This is a genomic window from Planctomyces sp. SH-PL14 (assembly GCF_001610835.1).
Taxonomy (GTDB): Bacteria; Planctomycetota; Planctomycetia; order Planctomycetales; family Planctomycetaceae; genus Planctomyces_A.
Genome location: NZ_CP011270.1, coordinates 6,509,196 through 6,533,185 on the forward strand (window position 1 = coordinate 6,509,196; position 23,990 = coordinate 6,533,185).

The following is a 23,990-nucleotide window of genomic DNA, read 5'->3' on the forward strand; positions in this document are numbered from 1 at the left end:
GCTGGATCGAACAGTGTCCTTGCCGGAGGGACTTTCGTTACGCCATTCATCGTGCGACGGCCACGGGGGTCAAGGGGGTCTCACCCCCTTGCCGCCGGAGGCATTTCCTTGAGGAACCGTGGGACACAACGGATATCCGTTTTGTGGAACCAGCGTTGAGGACTCCCTCAAACCAGACCGCTTGCTTTGCAATCCCGGCGGGTTGGTGAAGGTGCATCCGGAACCATGTTCGCGATTGGGCACGTGCTCCTTCAGACAACTCTCGACGGGCCAGGCCTCCGGCGGGCAAAGGGGCGTTGCCCCCTTGCATCCCCCACCAGGGGTTACCCCCTGGACCCCGGTTGGGTTGCGCAATTGGAGTGCGGAGTCGTCGGTTCTGATCACAACAACTCACCGTCCCGAAGACGCGACTGAAGGGACTGCTTCGTCGCCTCGGAAAGCTCCCGCCAGTCCTGGTCGTCCACACCCGCCGCCAGAGTCCACAGAAGATTGAGCGTCACTTCCGGGTGAGCGTCACGAACAAGCCGGTAGGCCGTGACCGGCCCGAGCCGTTCGAGATCGGCTCGCGAAAGGACGCCGACGGACCGGAGCTTCTCCGCCGAAGTCGGGCCGACGTTCCGCAGGTTCTCGATCGGTTCGCTCAACTCCCGCTCCGACTCCGCGCAGCCGACATCCGCGAACTGGGCCTTGAGCGACTCCAGATGCCGGCCGGTGGCGGTGTGAATCACGTAGGAGCGGTTCTTGCCCGCGCTGAGAATCTTCCGGACGCCGTGGCCGAAGCCTTTGAGCCGCCGCCGCGTCTGCGAGGCACCGAGGTTGACGAACAGTTTGTGGCCATTGGGATCGGGCATGACCGCTCATTTTTCGCCGCGGACGTCCGCACGGAAAGGGATCGAGTGGCGAAGGTGTCCAGATAGGAGAGAGCGTACGCAAACCTTCGGGACCGCCAGCCGTGGACCGCCAATGAAGATGCCGGAACCTACAATGGTGCCATCAGCGGTGTTCGCATCCCGACCTGCGAGAAGAGCAAAGAATCATGTCCGAAGACGCAACGACCTGGACCCGGCAGCAGGTAACGGAACTGAAGGGGCCGGCGGTCCTCGAATTCGGGACCGAGTGGTGCGGCTACTGTCGCGTCCTTGCCCCGACGCTCGAGTCGCTGCTGCAGCAGTTCCCGGACGTGCAGCACTTCACGGTCGAGGACGGCCCCGGGCAACCGCTCGGGCGGTCCTTCGGCGTCAAACTCTGGCCGACACTTGTGTTCCTCAAGGACGGACAGCCACTGTCACAGGTCGCCCGGCCCGACCGTCGGCAGGCGCTCGAGGGGCTTCAGCAGATTTCGTCGCCTGCGATGGCGTCGAACACGGCCGAATAAGGGAAGCTCTGCGTCGATCGCCCAGCTGGAGGTACGTTCGACAGGAGTCGAGTCCCTGAGAGAACAACGGGGAAGCTCGATACCCATCGTATTCCAAATCACTCGGAGTCAAACCGCGCCACGGCGGGGTTTGTTCGTTTTGTGACGGGTCCCACGGAGTCGTTGCCTCGTGCCGCGTAAAATGGCTCGCACCACAACAGAGGTTCTCAATGATTCAGAAAGTCTTGGCTGGCGTTGCCGTCACTGTGTTTGCCCTGTCGGCCGCTATCGGCTTCGGCGAGGACATCGACCGAGGCTCCGTGCAACCGATCAATGTGTCTGTCACCTCGGAAGCGGTCGATGGGAGAAACGTGATTTGTGTCGTCAAAGACCCGGGCGTGAAAGAGTTCGACTCGGCGACGTTTGCGAGGCTCAAGGGTGTGACCTTCAAGAACGGCACAATCAAGGCGAGAGTCATGAGTCGGCTGGCGAAAGATGCTCCCGACTTCGCGAGGGGCTTCATCGGCATTGCCTTCCGGATCGGCGACGACAACTCCAAGTTCGAGTGCATCTACGTCCGGCCAGGGAACGCACGGGTCGACGATCAGGTACGTCGGAACCATTCGATTCAATACTTTGCCTACCCGGACTTCAAATTCCAGCGTCTGCGGAAAGAGTCGCCGGAGAAGTACGAGTCCTACGCGGACATGGGGCTGAACGAGTGGATTGACTTGAAGATCGTCGTGAAGGGGGCCGAGGCGAAACTGTATGTCAACGGCGCGGCTCAACCGGCGATCGTGGTGACGGACCTGAAGCTTGGCGACGCTGCGGACGGCGGCGTCGGTCTGTTTGTCGACGTGGGGACGGAAGGCCTCTTTTCCGACGTCATAGTCGAGACCAACTAGAGAGTCCTACTTTCCAAAACCCCGCTTCGGCGGGGTTTCTTTCTTGGTGGCCCAGGCGTTGCGATTTGTAAGGATGTCACCGACAGCTGTCGTGGCCCTCAAAAATCGTCACGTGGCGAGGGATGCCACGCATTCGGCCCGACGACGTGGACCATCAGAGACGGAGGCGGCCCATCCACGATCCAGTCTCGCCATTCTGCGGGGCCGATTTCCGCAGCGGCAGCGACAGGAATGACGCTGACACCTCGGTAGATCAGCTCACGACCCACTAAGTGGGTGCCCCAATGCGATTGGAAGTACGGGATTCCCTCCGCCCAGTCCGCCGTAAGAAACTGGACTCTTTCCTGTTGAGTGAACGAACGGCTGAGGACGATTCGCCCTTCAGCGACCTCTTCGACGCAGCCCGTGACACATTGCGAGCTTCCATCCGCACCGGTGACCCGAATTGAGACCCTCTCGGTGGGCACAAGGTCCTCAACAAGGATCGTTTCCTCGAAAGGCGGCTGCGTTTCAACACGCTGCTCTGTCGCGAAGTGATTCAGCACGGCTGAACCCCATTCGCCAGCGGGAATAACAGCAGACCAAGCGACCGCCGCCAGGGCGAGTTCCTGCAGCATGTGACCGGACCTCCCGTGCGAATCCATAAGACCTGCAGTAAGCATCAACCGCGTACGCTAGGTCGCGCGGGAGGCGCAAGACAACGCTGATTCGCGGTCCCTGTTCGTCCAGAGTTGACGAAGCTTGAAAACGCCGGCACCGGATACTCGGCAGGTCGGGGGCGAATCCAACGAAAAGCCTGTTACACGAGGAGAAACGCTGCCCATCTGAACGAAGAAAATACCCCCGACAGGAGTCGAACCTGTGGCCTCCCATTTAGGAAACGGGCGCTCTATCCTACTGAGCTACGGGGGCATGCCTCAGCGAGGCATCCGGCGGAAGTTCCGCCGCGGGAGGATCTCCTGCGGGGTGCCGGCGGAGGGCATGATACCAGCGGGACGCAAAGATGCGAGAACCCGCGTCGCGAGTGAAGGTTCGCGGATTTCCGCGGCTGTGAACGCGCCGCCTGGAGCGGCCGGCGGGCTCAATCGTGTCTCTTGCGGCCCCGGGCGGACGGTGGCCGAAGAAGATCACTTTCGCGACAGACCGTTCGATTTCTTCGCCTGCACGGTTTCTTCGCGCCGATAAAGCTGGACAGGCCGGTAACGATCAAGCGGGGTCGTTCGACCGGCCAAATCTGCCGTCGCCCAGTGAGGGGGGCATGGCGTCGAAGGAGTCGCCGCGCATGATGCCTCGGGATCTTCCCGTTGCACGGACCGATTCGGTGGTCCCCGCCGCCGACGGAACTGCGCTCTACCTGCGCTGCTACGCACCGGAAGAACGTTCGCCCGACCGCACGCTGGTGATCGTCCACGGGACGGGGGAGCACGGCGACAGGTACGACCGGTTCGCCCGAATGGCGGCCGGCCGCGGCTGGTCGGTAGTCGCCGGGGATCTTCGTGGTCACGGCCGGTCCGGGGGGACGCCGACGCACCTGCAGCGGTTTGAGCAGTACCTTGAGGACCTCGACGTCGTTCTGGCGCACATCGGGGCGATTCCCGACCGGACGGTCCTGGTGGCCCACAGCATGGGGGGGCTGACGGGGATCCGCTATGCCCAGACCCGGCCCGACCGCATCGGCGCCCTCGTGGCCCTTTCACCCCTGCTGGCGATGGGGCTGCGTGTTCCGCCGCTCAAAATTCTGCTCGGCAAGCTTTGCCTGGCGGTCGCCCCGACGGCGCGGTTCCGCAGCCCGATCCAGTCGTCTCAGGTGACGCGCTGTCACGAGGCCCGCCGCGCCCGCGACAAGGATCCCTTGCGGCATCGAACGGTCACCGCGAGCTGGTACTTCCGGGTCCAGGAGGCGGTTGAGGAGGCTTGGGAGGCAGCCGGGGCGATGACGACTCCGCTGCTGCTGCTCCAGGGGGAACGGGACGAGGTGGTCTGTCCGAACGCTCCGCTGCGGTGGTATCCGCAGGTCGCCGCGCACGACAAGAGTCTGCTGACGCTCCGCGACCATCTCCACGAGCTGCTGACGGAGCCGGACTGGTACCATACGGCGAAGCTGATCCTCGACTGGCTGGAGGTCCGAATGCCGCTCGAGCGGGCGACGATCCCGTTTCCGGTGGCGGTGACGAACCGGATGATCGAGCCGGTCCGCCGCGCGGCGTGATTCTCTCTGTGGCGATCTGTGGCCCGAATCGATTTTTTAGCCGCAGATGAACACGGATTAGAGCTGGGGGTATTCGTCGAACGGTGGTCGTTCGAGGAGTGAGTCTGACCACGGTGTCTCGAACCACGTCCTTGCCGGCGCGGCTCTGCTCGCTCAAACCCAACGTGCGACGGCAGCCTGGGGGTCAAGGGGGTCACCCCTTGCCGCCGGAGGCACTTCTATGAGGAACCGTGGTACACGACGAATGTCCCCTTTGTGGTACCGACCTTGAGGACTCTCTCAAACCGCACCGCTGGCTTTGCAATCCTCGCGGGTTGGTGAGGGGGCATCCGACACGTTGTTCGCGCTCGGATACGCACTCCTTCCGACAGTTTCCGACGAGACGGCCTCCGGCGGGCAAAGGGGCGTTGCCCCTCTGCACTCCCCACCAGGGTGCCCCTGGACCCGGTGAGGCTATGCACTGGGGCATCCGTCAGCCGGCACACCACTCCTCCGACCGCCATCCAGCGAACGCACCCAATCAGAGCCAGTCGCGCGGAGTCAGTCCTGCTTGACCGGGGCGGGAGGCTTGAGCTCGATGTGTTCCGTGCTCACGACACAGTTGCGATCGTCGAAGAGATTGAGGTAGGCGACCGTGGCGGCGGCCGGGATGGCCGCTGAGGCTCGCTTGCCGGCGGCGTCGAGGGTTGCCGCGGCCGCTTCCCACTTGCGGTCCTTCCAGGCCCCGCTGTCGCTGGTGAAACAGAGCTCCGCCTTGGCGATCGGCTGCGCGGCTTCGAACTCACACCACAGTTCCGTCTCGGTCCGGCCCTGCTTCGCGATCCGGGCAAGGGGAGCGCCGCCGGTCAGGATCTGGTTGGCGAAGGCGTGGATCTCCTCGGGATTCTCTCCCGCCGCTCCGTGCCCATGCGGCATCCGGATTCGCAGACAGAGCGTCCGGTCGGCCTCCGGCAGGCGATACGACTTCTGCCAGGAGTCCATCGGGTAGGCGAAGTCGTTCGTCCCGTTGACCCACAGGAACGGCATCTTCGCCTTGGGGAGATAGTGTGACGGATCCCACTGCTTGAGCCACAGGGCGGACTTCTCAGGGCCGATCATCTCCAACCGGCCCAGCCAGGCGGAATTGTCCCCCAGGAAGCCGCAGCCATAGACCGGGACGGCGAACCGGAATCGGGAGTCGACCCCCGAGACGACCGAGGTCATGTAGCCCCCCCACGAGATCCCGGTCATGCCGATCCGCTCGGAGTCGACATCGGGATGCGCGCGGAGCAGCGTGTGGCCGAGCGCGACGGCGCTGACGGCGTGGTACGTCCACTGGTCTTCGACCGGGGAGTCGAGCTGTCCGAAGCTGGCGTCCCAACCCGGGGGGCCGCCATGCTCGTGCCGCTCCCATTTGCCGTAGCTCCCGATCGGCACGCAGCCGCACAGGTCCATCGCGATCGCGGCGTACCCGCGGCCGTTCCAGAGCTTGACCCAGCGGTCGAACGCCGTCCCGCCGCCGCCATGGATCAGGACGATCCCCGGAACCTTCCCGGTGGCTTCGCCCGCTTTCGGCTTCGGGACTCCGCGGTAGGCAAAGATCCGCGTCGGTTTCCCCTGAAGCTTCGGACCGGCGTAGAAGAAGGTCTCGACCCCTTCGACTTCGAGCTCCTTGGCGGGAAAGACTTCGGGAACGACGGAGAGAGCCTTGAGATCGAAGGCCACGCCCCCCGGCAGGGGAGTCGCCGCGGTCTCCTGACCGGAGGCCGGCGTCCGGGCCGCGCCGGTCGCCAGGAGCAGGCCAAGGACGAGGGACCGCAACAGGGCTCGCAGCATGGGGGCCTCTCGATGCCGGTTTCCGCGGGGCGGAGCAGGGGACTAGACCGCCAGATGGGTCAGTTCAGCGACGACTGGGCGAGCAGCTTGCGGGTCGTTTCCGTCTGCGGCGAACCGAAGATCTGCTCGGGTGGCCCCGATTCGGCCACCCGTCCCGCTTCCATGACGTGGACCCGATGGCCGACCGCGCGGGCGAACCCCATGGCATGCGTGACGACGATCATCGTCTGGCCGCTCTTGGCGAGGTCCGAGATCACGCCGACGACTTCGGCGGTCGACCGCGGGTCGAGGGCGCTCGTCGGCTCGTCGAACAGGATCACTTCGGGCTTCATCGCCAGGGCCCGGGCGATCGCCGCCCGCTGCTGCTGGCCGCCCGAGAGGGCTCCCGGCATCTCGTGGATCTTTTCGATCATCCCCACCCGCTCCAGTAGGGCTTCCGCCTCGGGGACGACTTCCTTGCGGGGCCGGCCGAGAACATGAACCGGGGCCTCGAGGATGTTGTCGAGGACGCTGCGGTGCGGGAAGAGGTGGAACTGCTGGAAGACCATCCCGACCCGCTTGCGGATGGCGGTCAGCGAGGTATCGCGGTTCGGGTCGCTGGCGGGGCCGAGCGTGATCTCATCGACCTGGATCGCCCCGTCGTCGAACGTCTCGAGGCCGTTGATCGTTCGCAGGAGTGTGCTCTTGCCCCCGCCCGACGGGCCAAGCAGGACGCAGACTTCGCCCTTGGCCACTTCCAGCGAGACTCCCCGCAGCACATGGTTTCCGGCGAAACGTTTATGAATGTTCCGGAGGGAGATCATGAAGGGCTCTGGGGGACAACCGAATCTCCGGAGCCGCAAAGAGTTCCGGAAATGCCTGGTGCAACGGGCCGGGAAGGAGTCGCTCCCGGACCGAACCTTTTTGCGGAGCGCCGGTCCAACGTTCGCCCTGCCGCTCGTTCGAGAGGCGAGGCGGCAGAACGCGGGCCGGAAGTGTAACCTGTCCCGCTGCGCCGCGTGAATGCGTTGGCCTGACATTCTGAAAGGGAGTGATGATGCCAACGCCGACCGCCTCGCAACGGCCCCCCGCGACACCGGGGACGCAGGCTCCGCCCGTGTCCCGGCCAGCGATCCCCTGGTCTGTCTGGAAGACCGAAGTCCGCGAGACCCTGATCCTGGGGGGCCCGGTCGTCGGCACGCAGCTCGCCCAGATCCTGCTCAGCGCGACTGACACCGTCATGGCGGGTCGGCTGGGGGCGGCGGACCTGGCCTCCGTCGCGCTCGGGGGCGGGGTGTTCTATCCGCTCTGCCTCTACGGAATGGGGGTTCTGATGTCGGTCAGTCCGACGGTCTCCCAGCTCTACGGGGCCGGACGGCACGACGAGATCGGCCGGCAGCTTCACCAGGGGCTGTGGGTGGCGCTCGTGCTGGGGGTGTTCACAGCGGGCGCGGCGCAGTTCTGCGAGCCGATCTTCCACGCTTTGGACGTGAACGCCGACCTGATTCCGGGGGCGATGGGCTACCTCACGGCCATCGCGTGGGGCCTGCCGGCGATGTATTGCCAGATCGCCCTCCGGGGAATGAGCGACGGAGTATCGCGGACACGGCCGATGTTCTTCATCAGCCTCCTCAGTTTCCCGATGAACGTCTTCGGCAACTGGGTCTTCATGTACGGCCACTTCGGCATGCCGCGACTCGGCGGCGTCGGCTGCGGTGTGGCGAGCGCCATCGTCCTGTGGCTGAACTTCTTCATGATGGCCAGCTGGGTCTATTTCTCCGGCGGGTATCGCCCTTACCGGGTCTTCGAGCGGTTCGAGTGGCCGCGGTGGGCCGACATCCGCAAGCTGCTCGCTCTCGGAACTCCGATCGGGGTCGGCCTGTTCATGGAATGCACGCTGTTTGCGGCCGGTGCCCTTCTCCTGGGCCGGTTCGGCGACACCGTGGTGGCGGCCCACCAGGCGGCGCTCAACGTCGCTTCCGTGACGTTCATGATTCCGCTGGGGATTTCGACCGCGGCCTCGATTCGCGTCGGGCAGGCCGTGGGCCGGCGGGATCCGGCGGCGGTCCGCCGCGCCGGGTTCACCGGCATCGGCCTGGCGGCCTTCATCATGCTGGGCTGCGCGACGCTCCTGGCGCTCGCGCCGGGACCCATCGCGCGGCTCTATTCGAGCGATCCGGCCGTCCTGACGCTGATGAGCCGGCTGCTGCTCTATGCCGCCGTGTTCCAGCTCTTCGACGGTTTCCAGGTGGCGTCGAACGCCTGCCTGCGGGGACTGAAGGACACCTCGGTCCCGGCGCTCATCACGGTGGTCGTCTACTGGGTGATCGGTGTTCCGGTCGCCTATTGGCTGGCGATCGGTCGGGGGCAGCAGGCGGACGGGATCTGGAGCGGGTTCATCGTGGCTCTCTTCCTGGCGGCTGTGCTGCTGACGATCCGGTTCGACCGGATCAGCCGGCGTTTCGCGTCTGCCGCGGGATCACCCGGCGAAAGCTGACCGCCGGGGCTGGATTTCCGACGGAAGGGGAAGCCGATCGGCAACTTCGTTAGTGCCGTGCAAGTGGCACACTCGAAATAAGTTCCGTCCGATGCACGAAAACCGGAGCGGTCCGGGTGAACCTGGCAGGGAATCTGCTCGTTCTCCCCTCTGCGAGCCCGGGGCGATTCGCGAAAAGAATCGTTCCCGCGCCCTGAGAGGCGCGGATTGGATACCGGCCGGTTGTGGAGGCGGAGATGCTGATCGCCAAGCTGTTTGAGTCGACTGCCGCGATGTGGTGGATGATCGGCGGCACCGTCGTGATGTTCTTGGGGACGTTGGCGTTGCTTCCCTGGATCGTCTGTCGGATGCCGGAGGACTACTTTGTTCGTCCCGAGCTGCCGATGGAGGACTGGTCGTGGAAGACGATCGCCGTCCGCCTCGCGCGGAATTTTGTCGGCGTGATCCTCATCCTCGCGGGGATCGCGATGCTCGTCCTTCCGGGGCAGGGGGTGCTGACCATTCTGGTCGGCCTCGCCTGCCTCAGTTTTCGCGGCAAGCGGAAGCTGATGCGGTGGTTCGTCTACCACAAGGGCGTGCTGCACGGCCTGAACTGGATCCGCCAGCGGCGAAATCTTCCGCCGTTCTGCAACGACACGGGCGACATGGGGCTCCCGCATTGCCCCATGCCCAAGACTTCACAGGTGCCGGCGTCGCGGTGACGGCGCGACGCTGATCCTCTTGCCTTGCGTCTCTTCCTACGTCACCGCCGCGATGAGCTCACCCGGACTCACCGGGAACGGCCGGCCAACCATGTCGTGGATCTCGGTCGTCGGCGCGAAGCCGAGGCAGTGGAGGATCGTGGCGGTCAGGTCCTGCGGGCGGACGATCCCTTCCAGCGGATAGGCTCCCTGGGCGTCCGACGCGCCATGGACCACGCCGCCGCGGATGCCGCCGCCAGCGAGGGCCACAGAAAAGACGTGGCCCCAATGATCTCGTCCGCCTCGGCCGTTGAAGCGTGGCGTCCGGCCGAACTCGCTCAGGATGCAGACCAGCGTGTCATCGAGCATGCCGCGGTGTTCCAGGTCTTCGACGAGGGCCGAAGCGGCGAGGTCCGTCGGCGGCATGAGCACGGTCCGCAGCCGCTCGGTCTCCATCGTGTGGCTGTCCCAGCAGGGGGCATCGGACGGCTCGTCCGCTCCTCGAAACCAGTTCACATGAATGAAGGAGACTCCCGCTTCCGCGAGACGGCGGGCCAGGAGGACGCTCTGACCGAACTGAGTCCGTCCGTAACGGTCGCGGACCTCGGCCGGTTCGAGGCTGAGGTCGCAGGCGGCTCGGGCCCCCGCGGAGGAAAGGAGTTCGAAAGCCTGCCGCTGCTCGCGATCAAACCGCTCCATCGTCTGCTGGGCCGCGAGCGCGCGGAGCTGCTCGTCCATCTGGCTCAGGAGCGACCGACGCGAACCGAGCCGGTCGAGCGAGACATCGGCCGCGAGCCGGAAGTCGGGGACGTCGTAGTTCGCCGAGCCCGGCTCGCAGCGGAACAGCCACGGATTCGCCGCGTGCCCCAGGTAACCTGACTCCTGCCCCGGCCAGACCGACTGATCGGTATTGAAGATGTGATGCGGCAGCCGCACGGCGGGCGGGAGAAGCGGATGGCCGGACTGCAGGTGCTGGACGATTGCCGCCACATTGGGGCGGTCATTCGGGAAGCCGGGGTTGGCGTTCTCCGCGTTCATCGGGATGTGCGGGTGCCCCGTGAGCATGAAGTAGCCGCTCGACGAATGGGCGTTGTCATCCGTCACGACCGCCCGCAGGACCGCGAACCGGTCCATCAGCGATGCCAGCCGCGGGTATCCCTCGCCGATCAGAAGGCCCGGGACGCTGGTTGCGATCGGAGCGATCTCTCCCCGAACTTCCGCCACTGCGTCGGGTTTGGGATCCCAGGTCGAATGCTGCGGTGGGCCCCCCATCAGGAAGAGGACGATGCACCGCTTGGCGCGGCCGAACGAGATCGAGCCGGTCTGTGCGAGAGCCGTCAGCGGTTGCGCCGCGGCAAGGCCCCCGGTCAGAAGCCCCAGTCCCCCGGCGCGAAGCAGGCTGCGGCGGGTGAGGCCGTCACACAATCCACCTGAGTGTGTCGAGATGTCGAGCAACGACGGTCTCCCCGGCGCCAGTGAGACAAGCGACGCATTGTCGGTGGCTGATGCGTTTGTCGCAAGTGGATTCGGGGGCCGTGCACGCAGAGGGCATGTCGTGTGGCGTGGAGGCGGATGAAGGATCCAGCCGGGGTCCAGGGGCACCCCTGGTGGGGAGTGCAGAGGGGCCTGTGTTGTTTTCTTGGCCCTTTGCCCGCCGGAGGCCTGGCCGTCGAGAGATGTCTGAAGGAGTGAGCATCCAGACGCGGACGACGTTCCGTATGCCCCCTCAACAACCCGCGGGGATTGCAAAGCGAGCGGTGAGTTCTCAACGCCGGTCCCACAAAACGATCGCCCGTTGTGTACCACGGTTCCTCACAGGAGTGCCTCCGGCGGCAAGGGGGCGAGGCCCCCTTGACCCCGGCTGCCGTCGCACGTTGGGTTTGAGGTAGCAGAGCCGTGCCGGCAAGGACGTGCATTGAGGCACCGGAATCGGACTCACTCCTCGATCGGCGACTGCACTCGTGTAAATCCTGCACTCGAATACGGGCCGGATTGCAAACCCTGCCCGGCATCAACCCCTTGGCTTGCCCCACAGACCCCGAAATCCCTGAGGATCACAAGAGGCCGCCACACTCCCTTGACGCGCCGCCCAAAAGGCACGCCCCATGCATTGCTCACAACCGCACGTCATGGACTGACGACTTCCGGCCGGGACGCTCTCTTCTCCCCGCACCCGCTCTCCCTCCCTGCGAGTCCATGCCATGCTCCGTTCCGCCGATCACTCGATTCTGACCACGGGCGATGTTGCCCGGATCTGCCAGGTCGCCCCCCGGACCGTCGGAAAGTGGTTCGACTCCGGCCGGCTCAAGGGCTATCGCGTTCCCGGCTCACAGGATCGCCGCATCCCGAGGGACAACCTCATCGAGTTCATGCGGGCCCACCGCATGCCCCTCGGGGAACTCGCCGACGACGCGGAGCGGCACGCCCTCGTCATCGGCCTGCCGGAGACGGAGTGGGAGGCGCTCCAGGCGGAACTCGCCGCGGTCGGCGTGAGTGCGAAGCGGGCCGCGTCGCTCTTCGAGGCCGGGATCGTCGTTGCCGAGAGTGAGCCGGAATGCGTCGTCATCGACTCCCGGTTCGGCGCCGGCGATGCCGCCCGGGTCCTCCGGGCCGTGAAGGGACTCAAGGCCGGTCCCGTGCGGACGATCGCCCTCGTCGGCGATGAAGATGGGAACGACTTCTGGATGTCCGGCGGCTTCGACGACCGCTTCCGCCGCCCGTTCGATCTGGCTCTCCTCGCGGTCCGGACCCGCTCGCTCACCGAGACGGCCCGTCCCCGATAAGACCACGGGCGGAGCGGTCAGCGAGTGCCGGCCTCCGGTTTCAGGCGGGCCGTCGTCCCGTCAATCTCGGAGACCGCCCGGAGCTGAGCGGCGATCGCCTCCACGACTTCCGCGGGAGTCGCGTCGCGGAGCTCCAGCGAGAGACGGGTGTCGAGGTCGATCCCTTCCGCGACGTCGAAGGCCAGCCCGGTCGCCTCGAGGGCCTTGAGGACGTCCCGGGCCGGCGTCTGGGCGACCCGGAACGTGAGCCGCTTGCGGGAGAGATCGACCGGCTTCGGCTTGGGCCGGACGGGCTTGGAAGCGGGGCGGATCCACTCTTCGACCTGCTCGTGCTGTTCGATCCGCCCCGCGAACTCGACCTTCCCCGCCGTCGTGGTGACCGCCAGCTCGGGCCACGCCGACCGGATCTGGCCCGTGATCTCTTTCATCCTTGCGGCGGGGACCGGGTGCGGGCGGGTGATCGTCGCCGCGGCAGGGAAGGGGACGAGGCGAATCGCAGCCGCGTTCTCCGACCATTCGAACCCGAGGCCGAACTGGGCGCAGAAGAGCGTCAGGCTCTCGACGGTCGACGACTGCGGAAGCGTCTCTTCCGCCATGAGGTCATAGGGGAGCTGCTCCGGGTTCAGCACCCGCAGGCCGGCGGGGCGGGTGAGGCGGTCGAGGACCTCCCGTGGTTCGGCGAGATCGGCCCACGCGACCTCCCGCGGGCGGGCGAGCTCCGCGCGGCGCTTGGGGGGGCTCGCGGTCAGCTCCATTCGTCGCAGTTCCGCCATCGTCCGCAGCGCGCCGGCGCTCTCCGGCGGACCGAAGTAGAGGACGCTCCCCACGGTCGTCATGGCCGTTCCGGATTGCTCGGCGGCTGCCGCCAATGCCTCTTTCAGCGAGAGGCGATTGTCGGCGAGCGTGACCGTCCGGTTGGGATCACAGCGGCGGTCCAGCACCATCGCGATCCGCAGTTGCCCGCTGAGATCGCGGAGGGCCAGACGGATCGGCTTCTTATTGAAGAGAGCGAGGCACGGTTCTTCGAGGGCCGCGGAGACCGACGAACCGGCAAGCCACGGATCGGCCGCATCCACCGGCAGTGCGGTGGTCAGGCCGAACACAAGGCCGACGAAGAAGAACCGCCACGCCATGCGGATCTCGAGGGGAGGAACGACGCCGAGCCACGAAACCATCAGTTGTCGGCATCTTCACTCAATGCTGACGGCTGACGGCAGGTGGCTCAAGGCTCAGTAGTTCCGGATCAGGCCGACCAGGACCCCCAGGATCTCGACGTTCTGAGAGTAGATCGGCGACATCGTCGGGTTGCAGGGCTCGAGGCGGTACCGGTGATCCTCGCGGTAGAACTTCTTGAGAGTCGCGTCGTCATGGTCGACGAGGGCCGCCACGATCTCTCCATCGCGGGCATGCGGCTGCTTGCGGATCACCGCGTAGTCCCCGTCCGCGATATGGGCGTCGATCATCGACTCCCCGCGGACCTTCAGGCAGAAGTGGTCGGCGTCCTGAAAGAGGGGACCGAAGTCGATCCGCTCCGCCTGCTCGACCGCCAGGACCGGCGTACCGGCGGCGATCTGGCCGCACATCGGGAGGCTGGCCCGCTTGAGCTGCGGCTGGTCGGTGAGCTGGATGGCCCGGGACATCCCCTGCTCCCGCAGGATGAGCCCCTTCCGCTCCAGGGCCTTGAGATGGCACATGACGCCGTTGGGGGAGCGGATCTCGAACGCCGAGCCGATCTCACGTACCGTCGGCCCGTAGCCCCGATTCAGGATCTTGTCCTTGATGAACTCGTAGATCTCCTGCTGCCGCTGCGTCAGGGTCGTCCGCTCAAATGACATTCGACTGTCCTCCCGACCGCTCGCTCTTCTGAAACCACCTTTTTCAGGGTGGTCCCCTTTGCAGAGCCGTTCGTCGACCGCGTGCGTCCCACCATCGACAGTCAAGTATCGACGGCGAACAGAACCTTTGTTCAGATGTGTTTTCTATTATACTAGTGGCTTTCGTACAAGTGGATTTCTGTACAGAATTGCCGTTGACACTGCGGGGTGTGCCGGCGAGTCGGCCCGCCGACCCCCGCAAAGTTTGACTGACCCGAATGACGCACACGCCACGCTCAATCCCGTCCGGCAGAGCATCCGTTGCGATGAGTCCATGCGGACTCCCCGCCGATACGACTCTCGACCGAGACCCCCGGGAGGGAGCGATTGCGAACGTTCGGAACTCTCTGTCGATTGACCGCCTCCGCCGCATTCCTGTGGGCGGCGGCGGGACTGTTGCCCGCACAGGCCCTCGCCCGCGAAGCGGTTCGGCCCGGAGGGCTGGTCCGGCTCGATAGGATCGAGGAGGTCTTTGAGGCCCCGGCGGATCCGGTCGGGCGGCAGACGCTCGATGACTGGGACTGCCGCGATGCCGAAGCGGTCTTCAAGGAGCCCAAGGTGGGGCCCGTCCAGCGGATGGCCTTTGAAGAGGTGGTCCCGCCGGTTCCGCCAGACGTCGTTCCGGCCGGGCCGCCGGTCGATGTCCCCCGGTCCCTGCTGTCCGACGACGTCTGGCAGCTGCTTCCGGACGGCGTGATGTACCCGTCCTACCTCGCCGGTGAGAAGGAGCCCCGCTTCCAGGCGGTCTGGCTCCGCGGACCGGACGGGATCTGGCGCTGGGAAACGGCGCTCGGGGGCCGCATGTCGCTCCTCCGCAAGGGGACGCTCGACGACGTCCATCCCGAGGGCTGGGAACTGCAGCTCGAGGGGGCCGCGCTCGCCCGCGTTCAGGTCTTCGAAGAATCGGCCCCCCTTGATGCGACCGATTACCGGATCGGCTTCCTGAGCGTCTGGCGGGAAGGTCCCTGGGCGTTCAAGGCGGGCTACTATCACCTGAGCTCGCACGCCGGGGATGAGTTCCTGCTGGCGAACCCCGCCTACCAGCGGATCAACTACGTCCGCGACTCGGCGATCTTCGGCACGTTCTACGAGGTCTCGGACTCCATCCAGATCTACGGGGAAGTCGGGCTGGCGGCGGTCGACGGCGGAGCGGAGCCGCTCGAGTTCCAGTACGGGATCCAGTACAGCCCGCAGGGGCCGACGGGGCTCAAGGGGACGCCGTTCGCCGCCGTGAACGGCCACACCCGCCAGGACGACGGCTGGATCACGAGCTTCAACCTCGTGGCCGGCTGGCAATGGCGGGGACGGTACTCGAACCACCTGTGGCGAGCCGGCTTCCAGTTCTACAACGGCCCGGCGATGCAGTGGGAGTTCGTCGGCCGCCGCGAGACGCTCGGCGGGGCGGGGATCTGGTACGACTTCTGACGTCGTCGTTGTCCCCGTTCACCCCCTGGGTCATGCTGTCACGGCCCGCTCAGACGTCATCAGTGTCACGCGGGTTCTGCGGCTGAAAGGTGACGCCGGGGTGACAATGGACACTGATTCCCGATGGGAAATCGAGGCTCACCTCGTGCCTCAGGTGAAGGAGCAGGCGAACTTCTTCTCCGAGTTCATCGAGGCGTTTGCGAGAGAGCCCGAGGTGGCACATCGGTTCGCCACAGCAGAAGGGCGAACCCTCGGAGAGAAAATGCAGGGTTGCGGCCACGCGAAGCGAGCGAATCGGGTGGCCGGTCGCGGCCACGTGATTCACGACGAGCCATAGGGCGGCGTCGGGAAGCGGGCAGATCTTGGCAAGAGCCGCTTCGACGATTCGTTTCAGTTCGAGCTGGGAACGTTTGCCCGACATTGGCTGTGATGTGGTTGTCACTTGGGGGTTCTGTTCACCAGCGGAAATCTCCACCCACCCCTGCCGTGACCAGAAGCGGCCCGTCCTTCGTGACGGCGACCGTGTGTTCGAAGTGGACGCTCGGCTGGCCGTCGACCGTGACGGCGGTCCAGTGGTCCCGCAGGACCTTGATTCCCTTCCGGCCGGCGTTGATCATCGGCTCGATCGCCAGGACGAGTCCCGGACGGATCTCGAAGTCCTCCTTGGCCAGCTCCTTCGAGACGTAATTCGGGATCTGCGGCGACTCGTGCATCTTCCGGCCGATCCCGTGGCCGACGAACTCCTCGACGATGCTGCAGCCGGCGGCGTGGATCACTTTCTCCATCCGGCGGGCGATCGCGGACCATTTTCGCTCAGTTGTCAGGCCGCGGATCGCTTCCCGCAGGGCCTCCTCGCCGCACTGCATCAGCTTCTGCTTCTGAGGGCTGATCGTTCCGACGGCGTAGGTCCAGGCGGAGTCCGCGCACCAGCCGGCGAGGCGGCAGCCGGTGTCGACGCTGATGATGTCCCCCTCCTTGAGCCGGTAATCCCCGGGAATGCCGTGCACGACCTGCTCGTTGGGGCTGATGCAGGTCACGGCGGGGAAGGGGACTTTGCCCGGATACCCCTTGAAAAGGGGCTCCGCCTTGTGCCGCTCGAAGAGGGCCTCGATCTCCCTGTCGATCGCCCGCGTCTCGACCCCCGGCGTCATCATCGAGGCGGCGATGCGGTGCGCCTCGGCGACGAGCTTGCCCGCCTCCTGCATGAGGGCGATTTCGCGGGGAGACTTGAGCGTGATCATGCGGGAATCGTAGCGAAGCGAGAGTGACGAGGTGCCCCGAAGACCGCCTCCGTGAGGGGGCGACCGGGGCGGAAACGAAAAGACCGCGTTGAATCGGAATCAACGCGGTCGGAATCGGACGGCAGCCGAACCGAAGGCCAGGGCCTACAGGTTCTCGTCGGTCTCGAGGAGACCGCCCTTACCCCGCATGACGAGGTGGCTGTCGATCTTCTGCACGACGTCGAGGGCCACGGAGACGACGATCATGAGACCCGTTCCTCCGTAGAAGCTCGCCACGAGCGGGTTGATGTTCATCCCCGCCGCCATGAGGGTCGGGACGATCGCGATCAGGGCCAGGGCCCCGGCCCCGACGTAGGTGACGCGGTGCATCACGTCGTCCAGGTACTCGGCGGTCCGCTGGCCGGGGCGATACCCCGGGACGAAGCTTCCGTAGTCCTTCAGGTTGTCGGCCATTTCCTTCGGGTTGAAGGTGATCGACGTCCAGAAGTAGGCAAAGAAGTAGATCAGGAGGATGTAGCAGACGTTGTAGACGAAGCCCCGGTCGAGGCCGAAGAGCTGCGACAGCGTGAGCAGCCAGATCTGGCTGGGGAAGACCTGGTAGGCCCAGCTGAAGATCATCTGCGGGATGACGAGGAGGCTCGACGCGAAGATGATCGGCATGACGCCCGACTGGTTGAGCCGGAGCGGGAGGAACTGCCGCGTCCCGCCCAGGACCCGGCGGCCGCGGACGTGCTTCGCGCTCTGGATTGGGATCCGCCGCTGGGCCTGCGTGATCGCCACGACGCCGATGATGACCGCCACGAAGAGGAAGACGAGCAGCAGCAGCTTGTCGACCCCGGCGTCGCTGCCGAGCTTGATGTTGAACCGGCCGCTCTGGAACGCCGGAGCGAGGATTTCCCCCAGGGCCCGCGGCATCTGGGCCAGGATCCCCGCCATGATCAGGAGCGAGATCCCGTTGCCGATGCCGTATTCGTCGATCTGCTCGCCAATCCACATCAGGAGCACGGTCCCGGCGGTCATCATGAAGGCCGCCATGATCTGGTACCAGATGCCGGAATAGTCCGAGAGCAGGAAGCCGGTGCCGCCGTCGGCCTGCCCCTGGCTCTGGAGGACGCGGACCCAGAAGAAGCTCTGAGCGAGGGCAATGGCGACGGTCGCGTAGCGGGTGTACTCGTTAATCTTCTTGCGGCCCGCTTCCCCTTCCTTCTGAAGGGCTTCGAGCGGGGGATAGACGGTCCCCAGGAGCTGGAAAATGATCGACGCCGAGATATACGGCATGATCCCCAGTCCGAAGATTGTCGCGTTCCCCAGCGCGCCGGCCGAGAAGAGCGACATCGTCTGCATGATCTGGCCGAGTGTCCCCTGGCTGGTGCGCTGCAGGATCTCGACGAATCGCTCCTGATCGATGATCGGCAGGAGAAGCGAGTAGCCGAGCCGGTACACGGCGAGCAGAATCAACGTCAGGATGATCTTCTGCCGGAGTTCCGGAATCTTGAAGACCATCAACAAACGCGAAAGCATGTTTCGAGTCCCTTCCGCCTGACACTACGGACCGGATCTTCGCGGAAAGACACGCTTCCGGGAAGACCGTTCGGGGAGCCGGAAGGAACGCCCTTGCCGGTCACCACCAGAGCCGGTGACCGGAAGCGGACGGTTCGGTTGGCCATCCGCAGCGAGCAGCCCTGACAAACGGAATGCCGCGTGGAACGGGGAACCGTCGGGAGTCCACTCTACTGGGGTGGCGGACGGAAAAGCCGTTCGCAATCACCTGCTGGCCGCCGCTAGAGCGTTCTGCTCTACCGTGTCCCTGCGACGGGAGCCTTCGCTTGGAAAAGCCGGAACTCCGCGAGGCAGGGCACCCTAACGCTTGATCGGTACGTTCGATCGGTCTCTGATCTAGCCCGGGCGGCCACGCGGACTATGACAGAATCTTTTCAACCGTGCCACCCGCCGCCTGGATCTTCTGTTCCGCCTGGGCGGAGAAGCGGTGGGCCTGGACGGTCAGCTTCTTGTTCAGGTCGCCGTTGCCAAGGACCTTGATGACGTCGTAACGGCCCTTGGCGAGGCCGACGGTCTTCAGCGATTCCTCGTTGACCACCGCGCCGCTCTCGAACTTGAGCTCAAGCCACTTGAGGTTGATCTCGAGGATCTTGGGGGCGTGGGCGCGGTTGTTGAAACCCCGCTTGGCGACGAGGCGGAGGAGGGGCTTCTGACCCCCTTCGAAGTTCGCCTTGACGGCCGAACCGCGACGGCTTCCCTGACCCTTGTGACCGCGGCCCGAGGTCTTGCCGTGGCCCGAACCGCAACCGCGGCCAATCCGCTTGCGCGGCTTGTGGGCGTGGATTCCCTGGTGGACGTCGTGAATGATCATGGGAGCCGTAATCCTTGGATTCGCCGGTCGTCGCGACCCGAATCCCTCTTCGTGTAACCTGTGCCGTCCGAACTGTCCCGTCCCGGGCTATGCCGTCGGAACCCACTACAACCGCCAGCCGGGGCCGGTCTCAGACTTCGATGCCCCGCAGGCGGGCGACGTCTTCACGCGTCCGGAGCTTGCTGAGGGCGTCCATCGTCGCCTTGACAACATTCGACGGGTTGCTGGACCCGCGCTTCTTGGTGAGGATGTCCCGGACGCCGACCGACTCGACGACCGCCCGCACCGTGGCCCCGGCGATGATGCCGGTTCCAGGAGCGGCGGGCATCAGCAGGACGCGGGAGGCGCCGTAACGGCCTTCCACGACGTGCGGAATCGTCGTCCCTTCGAGCGGAAACTGCTTCAGCGACCGCTCGGCGTACTTCTTGGCCTTGTCCACGGCGTTCGGCACTTCCACGCCCTTGGCGTAGCCGTAGCCGACCTTGCCCCGTTCATCGCCGACGACCACGAGCGCCGCAAAGCTGAACCGGCGGCCACCCTTCACCACGCAGGCGCACCGACGGATCTGAACGATCTTCTCGGGTGAGCTGCCGCCGCCGCCTTGTCCTTGTTCCCGTTCCCCTGCCACTGCGAACTCCCGTGGGTCGACACCTCGGACGGATCTGTCCGCGGGGTCCTGAAAATACTCTGGAGTGTATTAAAACTGAAGGCCGGCTTCACGAGCAGCGTCCGCCAATGCGGCAACGCGGCCATGATATCGATAGGAACCGCGGTCGAACGACACGACCGAAACTCCCTTGGCGATGGCCCGCTTGCCGATCGCGGCACCGACGCGGGCGGCCGCTTCCTTGTTGCCATTGTCCTTGGCGGCGCCCCCCAGTTCCTTCTCGGTCGAGCTGGCGGAGGCGATCGTCACACCCGCTTCGTCGTCGATCAGCTGGGCGTAAATGTGGTTGTTGCTGCGGAAGATCGACAGGCGCGGCCGGCCGGTCGCCCGGCAGCGGTTCCGGACGCGAAACGTCCGACGTTCCCGCTGCTTCGCAATACGCTTCTCAAGTCGCATGTCTCTGACTCCCAAGACCCTGGATTGTGCAGGGCCGCTGTCTGTCTCTTGTGCTCTGTTCTGCCCGGTCTGCCATTAGCAACCCGGCTTCCATTCACCGCGTCCGAAGGGACCCACTTAAAGTGAGGCCTACTTCATCACAGCCTTACCAGCCTTGCGGCGAACCTGTTCGCCCGAGTATCGGATTCCCTTGCCCTTGTACGGCTCGGGGGGACGGACGCGGCGGATGTTGGCGGCGAACTGGCCGACGACTCCCTTGTCGATGCCGGTCACGACGACCGAGGTCGGGGTCGGGACGGTGCAGGTGATCCCGGCCGGAATCGGCAGTTCGATGACGTTGGCGAAACCGACGGTCAGGGCCAGCTTCTTCCCCTTGAGGACCGCCTGGTAACCGACGCCGACGATTTCGAGCTTCTTCTCGTACGGCTTCTGAACCCCTTCAACCATGTTGGCGATCATGGCGCGGGTCAGGCCGTGAAGAGCGCGGTTCTGGCGGGCGTCATCCGGACGCTCGACGACGATCTCACGGGCGTCGCTGTTCCACTTGACGGCCATGGCCGGATGCCAGCGGAGCGACAGCTCCCCCTTGGGGCCCTTGACCTTCAGCGTCCCCGACTGGACTGCGATATCCAGGCCGGCGGCGACGGGGACAGGCTTCTTTCCGATTCTCGACATGGCTCACGCCGCTGTGGTTTGGACTCAAACGGACTGGCGAGTTTGCCCGCCAGCAGGAGGTCAGCGAGCGATCTCGCTGGAGGAGCCGCTCCGAGGCGGCTCAAATCCGAACAGGCCGCCGCAGCGGCCGAATCAACTAGTACAGTTCGCAGAGGACTTCGCCGCCAACGTTCTTGGCCTTGGCTTCGCGGTCGCTCAGCACGCCGGCGTTCGTCGACAGGATCCGGATTCCGAGACCCTGGCGAACTCCCTTGAGCTCGGCGACTCCCTGGTAAATCCGCAGGCCGGGCTTGCTGACCCGCTTGATCATCTGAATCAGCGGCTCGCCGTTCTGGCCGTACTTCAGGTTGACCCGCAGGGTCTTGCCGGGCTGTCCTTCGGTCTCCAGGACTTCGGAGTCCCAGATGTAACCTTCACGCTGGAGCGCGGCGGCGACGGCGACCTTCTCCTTGGAGGAGGGCATGTCGACGAATGGACGCTCGATCTGGATCGCGTTGCGCATCCGGGTCAGCATGTCGGCGATCGGGTCGGTCATCATAGCTTGAGTGCTCTCTTCAAATCCTGCAGCCAGGTCAAAACCCGCTGCCCGGGACTACCAGCTCGCCTTGCGGACACCCGGGATCAGGCCGTCGAGGGCCAGGTTCCGGAAACAGATGCGGCAGACCGTGAACTTGCGGTACACGGCGCTCGGGCGGCCGCACAGCTGACACCGGTTTTCCTTCCGGCTGCTGAACTTGGGCTTGCGGTTCGCCTTGGCGATCTTGGCTTTGCTGGCCATGCCAGTCCCTTAGGGGTCTAGGGTCGAGGGACTGGAGGCCGGGATTTCCACCCCGGCGTCTCGTCTGGAGTCCCTGGACGAGGTCTAACGTGTTGAACGAAAACTACTTGGCCGCGCCGTCCTTGCGGAACGGAAACTTGAACGCGTCGAGGAGGGCCTTGCCCCCTTCATCGTTCCCGGCCGACGTGCAGATGGCGATGTTCATCCCCTGCGTCGTCTTGATCTTGTCCGCCTGGATTTCCGGGAAGACGGTCTGCTCGCCGAGGCCCAGGCTGTAATTCCCGCGGCCGTCGAAGGCCTTCGGGTTGACGCCCCGGAAGTCGCGGACGCGGGGGAGAGCGAGGGTGATGAGGCGGTCGAGGAACTCGTACATCCGCTGGCCGCGAAGCGTCACGCGGCAGCCGATGGCGAGGCCTTCACGCAGCTTGAACTGCGAAACAGACTTCCGGGCCCGGGTAATCGCCGCCCGCTGGCCGGTGAGCTGGCTGAGGTGTTCGGAGACTTCTTCGAGGATCTTCTGATCCTGGACAGCCTTCCCCACGCCCATGCTGACAACGATCTTGGTGATCTGCGGAATCGCGTGCGGATTCTTGGTGTTCAGCTTTTCCCCAAGTTCCTTCGCGAGTTCCTTCCGATAATGGTCTTGCAGCCGGGCGGCCATCTCTTGTCTCTTTCCTGCCGGGGCGGAGCGGTCAACGAAGCGGACCGTTCACACCGCAGCGAATGTTTGGGCCAAACAGTGTAATCAGTTACTTCGTCTTCGCATAGCGTGCGCGGGCCGGGCTCACCTGGCCGGCGGACGTGCCGCACTTTTTGCAATACCGCTCCTTCGAGCCGTCCGGCTGGAAGCGGTATCCGAGGCGAACCCCCTTCTTGCAGGAGTCGCAGTAATAGGCGACGTTCGAGGCGCTGACCGACTTCTCCAGGCGGAGGCGGCCCCCCTGCGGGCTCTTGGGGTGGCCCTTCTTGACGTGCTTGTAGACGAGGTTGACCCCTTCGAGGACAACACGCTCGCCCCCATCGACGACTTCCGTCACCTTGCGCGGCGTCGCGGTCGCTTCATCGCCGGCGGTCAGGAGGACCATGTCCCCTTTTTTGATCTTCATGGCTAAGGCTTTACGGTAGGCGGAACTGCGGTGGAATCCCGCAGTCTATCGTGCCTGGACTTGCAGGGCCACTCTCACGGGCCATTCAAGGGCGAGGGCAAAGGTGCGGCGGGTGTCTCAGACGACTTCGGCCGCGAGACTGATGATCTTCATGAACTTCCGATCGCGGAGTTCCTTGGCGACGGCGCCGAAGATACGCGTGCCGCGGGGATTGCCGTCGGCGTCGATCAGGACGACCGCGTTCTTGTCGAAGCGGACGTAGCTGCCGTCAGCCCGGCGGTAGGCCTTCTTGGTCCGGACGATGACCGCCCGGGCGACCTTCCCCTTCTTGACCGGTTCGGCGGCCCCGGCGATCGACTTCTGGATGGCGACCATCACGATGTCGCCCAGGCCGGCGCTGCGGCGGCCCGTGCCACCCATCACGCGGATGCACCGCGCGCTCTTGGCGCCGGTGTTGTCTGCAATATCGACCATGGTCTGCATGTGAATCATGGTTCGACCTCTCTTGGAAATATCGCTGCCGGCATCACGCCGGCAGTCTGGTCGGTCGCCTCGTCAGTCGGCGACGGTCTGTCTGGGGAAGGGGAGTCGAGCGATCGCTCGTTCCGTCTCTGGGCTCAGCCGGTTCAGGTGGCGGCGGCTTCGGACGAGGCCGGGTCGACCGTGGTGACGCCAACCGCCGCGCTCGCCTTCTGGACGATGCGGACGAGGTTCCACCGCTTCAGCTTCGACAGCGGGCGGGATTCTTCGATCTCGACCGTGTCGCCGACGTGCGACTCGTTGTTTTCATCGTGGACGTGGCAGACGGTCCGGGCCCGGACAATCTTCCCGTACTTCGGGTGCCGGTAGGTCCGCGGAACTTCGACGCGCCGGGTCTTGCTCAGCGTGTCGCTCTTCACCAATCCAATCAAATGCCGTCGCATGGTCTAACCCTGTTCCCGAACTGTCTGTCTGTGCCGGCTGTCTCGGGCCGGCGATCTCGACGCGGCCTGGATCCGGCCGCTCCGGCGGTCCTTGGCCTATTTCTTGGCGGCGTCGGTCGCCCGCTGGTGGGTGATCGTCTTGATGCGGGCGATCTGGCGGCGCAGTTCCCGGAGCTTGCTGGGAGTATCCAGCTTCTCCGTGGAGGCCTGAATCCGCAGGCGGAACAGCTCCTTCTTGGCCGCCGCTTCTTCGGCGGTCAGCTGCTCCACGCTCATTTCGCGAAGTTCTTTGGCTTTGGACATGGTTGAGAC

The 23,990-nt window shown here is 65.2% G+C and carries 28 protein-coding genes and 1 tRNA gene; 7 read left to right on the plus strand and 22 right to left on the minus strand.

What is annotated here, in order from left to right; genetic code table 11:
- Window positions 1-380: 380 nt before the first annotated feature.
- Window positions 381-851 (minus strand): TfoX/Sxy family DNA transformation protein, encoded by a 471-nt coding sequence (locus tag VT03_RS32925; protein ID WP_082846516.1) that lies wholly within the window; start codon window positions 849-851, stop codon window positions 381-383.
- A gap of 185 nt (window positions 852-1,036) precedes the next feature.
- Here VT03_RS32925 and VT03_RS24875 point away from each other — a divergent pair, with 185 nt between their 5' ends.
- Both VT03_RS24875 and VT03_RS24880 read left to right on the plus strand, forming a co-directional pair.
- Entirely contained in the window at window positions 1,037-1,375 is a 339-nt protein-coding gene (locus tag VT03_RS24875) for a thioredoxin family protein (RefSeq protein ID WP_075095502.1), read from the plus strand.
- A gap of 209 nt (window positions 1,376-1,584) precedes the next feature.
- Window positions 1,585-2,259: a hypothetical protein gene (locus VT03_RS24880; RefSeq protein WP_197489074.1), complete on the plus strand. Its 675-nt coding sequence runs from the start codon at window positions 1,585-1,587 to the stop codon at window positions 2,257-2,259.
- A gap of 98 nt (window positions 2,260-2,357) precedes the next feature.
- On the opposite strand, the gene VT03_RS24885 is transcribed toward VT03_RS24880, so the two are convergent.
- Together VT03_RS24885 and VT03_RS24890 are read right to left on the minus strand one after the other, a co-directional pair.
- On the minus strand, window positions 2,358-2,876 hold the full coding sequence (locus tag VT03_RS24885) for a hypothetical protein (RefSeq protein ID WP_075095503.1): 519 nt from the start codon (window positions 2,874-2,876) through the stop codon (window positions 2,358-2,360).
- 221 nt (window positions 2,877-3,097) lie between these two features.
- Window positions 3,098-3,171: transfer RNA gene (locus tag VT03_RS24890), tRNA-Arg, on the minus strand.
- Window positions 3,172-3,541: 370 nt separating this feature from the next.
- Here VT03_RS24890 and VT03_RS24895 point away from each other — a divergent pair.
- Window positions 3,542-4,468, plus strand: a complete 927-nt coding sequence (locus VT03_RS24895; RefSeq protein WP_197489075.1) for an alpha/beta fold hydrolase — start codon at window positions 3,542-3,544, stop codon at window positions 4,466-4,468.
- Between the two features lie 540 nt (window positions 4,469-5,008).
- Here the strand turns inward: VT03_RS24895 and VT03_RS24900 are convergent.
- Complete coding sequence (locus VT03_RS24900; protein ID WP_075095505.1) at window positions 5,009-6,283, minus strand: alpha/beta hydrolase family protein; 1,275 nt, start codon at window positions 6,281-6,283, stop codon at window positions 5,009-5,011.
- 59 nt (window positions 6,284-6,342) lie between these two features.
- Entirely contained in the window at window positions 6,343-7,086 is a 744-nt protein-coding gene (locus tag VT03_RS24905) for an amino acid ABC transporter ATP-binding protein (RefSeq protein WP_075095506.1), read from the minus strand.
- Window positions 7,087-7,379: 293 nt separating this feature from the next.
- On the opposite strand from VT03_RS24905, the gene VT03_RS24910 reads away from it, so the two are divergent.
- Together VT03_RS24910 and VT03_RS24915 are read left to right on the plus strand one after the other, a co-directional pair.
- Window positions 7,380-8,759, plus strand: a complete 1,380-nt coding sequence (locus tag VT03_RS24910) for an MATE family efflux transporter (protein WP_197489076.1) — start codon at window positions 7,380-7,382, stop codon at window positions 8,757-8,759.
- Window positions 8,760-8,995: 236 nt separating this feature from the next.
- Complete coding sequence (locus tag VT03_RS24915; protein ID WP_156514743.1) at window positions 8,996-9,460, plus strand: PGPGW domain-containing protein; 465 nt, start codon at window positions 8,996-8,998, stop codon at window positions 9,458-9,460.
- 36 nt (window positions 9,461-9,496) lie between these two features.
- Here VT03_RS24915 and VT03_RS24920 read toward each other — a convergent pair whose 3' ends face one another.
- A complete protein-coding gene (locus VT03_RS24920; RefSeq protein WP_075095508.1) occupies window positions 9,497-10,894 on the minus strand; it encodes a DUF1501 domain-containing protein in 1,398 nt (465 codons plus the stop codon).
- Window positions 10,895-11,640: 746 nt separating this feature from the next.
- Between VT03_RS24920 and VT03_RS24925 the strand changes: the two genes are divergently transcribed.
- A complete protein-coding gene (locus tag VT03_RS24925; RefSeq protein WP_075095509.1) occupies window positions 11,641-12,222 on the plus strand; it encodes a helix-turn-helix domain-containing protein in 582 nt (193 codons plus the stop codon).
- 17 nt (window positions 12,223-12,239) lie between these two features.
- Here the strand turns inward: VT03_RS24925 and VT03_RS24930 are convergent, their stop codons facing one another.
- On the minus strand, window positions 12,240-13,397 hold the full coding sequence (locus tag VT03_RS24930; protein ID WP_075095510.1) for a hypothetical protein: 1,158 nt from the start codon (window positions 13,395-13,397) through the stop codon (window positions 12,240-12,242).
- 54 nt (window positions 13,398-13,451) lie between these two features.
- Window positions 13,452-14,057, minus strand: a complete 606-nt coding sequence (lexA, locus tag VT03_RS24935; RefSeq protein WP_075095511.1) for a transcriptional repressor LexA — start codon at window positions 14,055-14,057, stop codon at window positions 13,452-13,454.
- 366 nt (window positions 14,058-14,423) lie between these two features.
- Here lexA and VT03_RS24940 point away from each other — a divergent pair, with 366 nt between their 5' ends.
- The gene (locus VT03_RS24940; protein WP_156514744.1) at window positions 14,424-15,521 is read left to right on the plus strand and encodes a DUF1207 domain-containing protein; all 1,098 of its coding nucleotides are present in this window, start codon (window positions 14,424-14,426) and stop codon (window positions 15,519-15,521) included.
- A gap of 49 nt (window positions 15,522-15,570) precedes the next feature.
- Here VT03_RS24940 and VT03_RS24945 read toward each other — a convergent pair whose 3' ends face one another.
- The 14 genes from VT03_RS24945 to rpmC all read right to left on the minus strand — a co-directional run bounded on the left by VT03_RS24945 (window position 15,571) and on the right by rpmC (window position 23,981).
- Window positions 15,571-15,996: a hypothetical protein gene (locus VT03_RS24945; RefSeq protein ID WP_156514745.1), complete on the minus strand. Its 426-nt coding sequence runs from the start codon at window positions 15,994-15,996 to the stop codon at window positions 15,571-15,573.
- Complete coding sequence (gene map, locus VT03_RS24950) at window positions 15,977-16,762, minus strand: type I methionyl aminopeptidase (protein WP_075095514.1); 786 nt, start codon at window positions 16,760-16,762, stop codon at window positions 15,977-15,979. Before map ends, VT03_RS24945 begins: the two co-directional genes overlap by 20 nt.
- Window positions 16,763-16,906: 144 nt before the next feature.
- On the minus strand, window positions 16,907-18,283 hold the full coding sequence (gene secY / locus VT03_RS24955; protein ID WP_075095515.1) for a preprotein translocase subunit SecY: 1,377 nt from the start codon (window positions 18,281-18,283) through the stop codon (window positions 16,907-16,909).
- A 397-nt stretch (window positions 18,284-18,680) separates the two neighbouring features.
- Window positions 18,681-19,133, minus strand: a complete 453-nt coding sequence (rplO, locus tag VT03_RS24960) for a 50S ribosomal protein L15 (protein WP_075095516.1) — start codon at window positions 19,131-19,133, stop codon at window positions 18,681-18,683.
- A gap of 130 nt (window positions 19,134-19,263) precedes the next feature.
- Window positions 19,264-19,761, minus strand: a complete 498-nt coding sequence (gene rpsE, locus VT03_RS24965) for a 30S ribosomal protein S5 (RefSeq protein ID WP_075095517.1) — start codon at window positions 19,759-19,761, stop codon at window positions 19,264-19,266.
- Between the two features lie 69 nt (window positions 19,762-19,830).
- A complete protein-coding gene (rplR, locus tag VT03_RS24970; protein ID WP_075095518.1) occupies window positions 19,831-20,196 on the minus strand; it encodes a 50S ribosomal protein L18 in 366 nt (121 codons plus the stop codon).
- Between the two features lie 129 nt (window positions 20,197-20,325).
- Window positions 20,326-20,871, minus strand: coding sequence for a 50S ribosomal protein L6 (rplF, locus tag VT03_RS24975; protein WP_075095519.1), 546 nt, complete (start codon window positions 20,869-20,871; stop codon window positions 20,326-20,328).
- A gap of 136 nt (window positions 20,872-21,007) precedes the next feature.
- Window positions 21,008-21,409, minus strand: coding sequence for a 30S ribosomal protein S8 (gene rpsH, locus VT03_RS24980; protein WP_075095520.1), 402 nt, complete (start codon window positions 21,407-21,409; stop codon window positions 21,008-21,010).
- Window positions 21,410-21,463: 54 nt separating this feature from the next.
- On the minus strand, window positions 21,464-21,649 hold the full coding sequence (locus tag VT03_RS24985; RefSeq protein WP_075095521.1) for a type Z 30S ribosomal protein S14: 186 nt from the start codon (window positions 21,647-21,649) through the stop codon (window positions 21,464-21,466).
- Window positions 21,650-21,752: 103 nt separating this feature from the next.
- Window positions 21,753-22,310 carry a 50S ribosomal protein L5 gene (rplE, locus tag VT03_RS24990; RefSeq protein WP_075095522.1) on the minus strand — a complete coding sequence of 186 codons (558 nt, stop codon included), beginning with the start codon at window positions 22,308-22,310 and terminating at the stop codon, window positions 21,753-21,755.
- Between the two features lie 88 nt (window positions 22,311-22,398).
- The gene (gene rplX / locus VT03_RS24995; protein WP_075095523.1) at window positions 22,399-22,755 is read right to left on the minus strand and encodes a 50S ribosomal protein L24; all 357 of its coding nucleotides are present in this window, start codon (window positions 22,753-22,755) and stop codon (window positions 22,399-22,401) included.
- A 117-nt stretch (window positions 22,756-22,872) separates the two neighbouring features.
- Complete coding sequence (rplN, locus tag VT03_RS25000) at window positions 22,873-23,247, minus strand: 50S ribosomal protein L14 (RefSeq protein WP_075095524.1); 375 nt, start codon at window positions 23,245-23,247, stop codon at window positions 22,873-22,875.
- A 134-nt stretch (window positions 23,248-23,381) separates the two neighbouring features.
- On the minus strand, window positions 23,382-23,678 hold the full coding sequence (gene rpsQ / locus VT03_RS25005) for a 30S ribosomal protein S17 (protein WP_075095525.1): 297 nt from the start codon (window positions 23,676-23,678) through the stop codon (window positions 23,382-23,384).
- A gap of 96 nt (window positions 23,679-23,774) precedes the next feature.
- The gene (gene rpmC, locus VT03_RS25010) at window positions 23,775-23,981 is read right to left on the minus strand and encodes a 50S ribosomal protein L29 (protein WP_075095526.1); all 207 of its coding nucleotides are present in this window, start codon (window positions 23,979-23,981) and stop codon (window positions 23,775-23,777) included.
- Window positions 23,982-23,990: the final 9 nt, after the last annotated feature.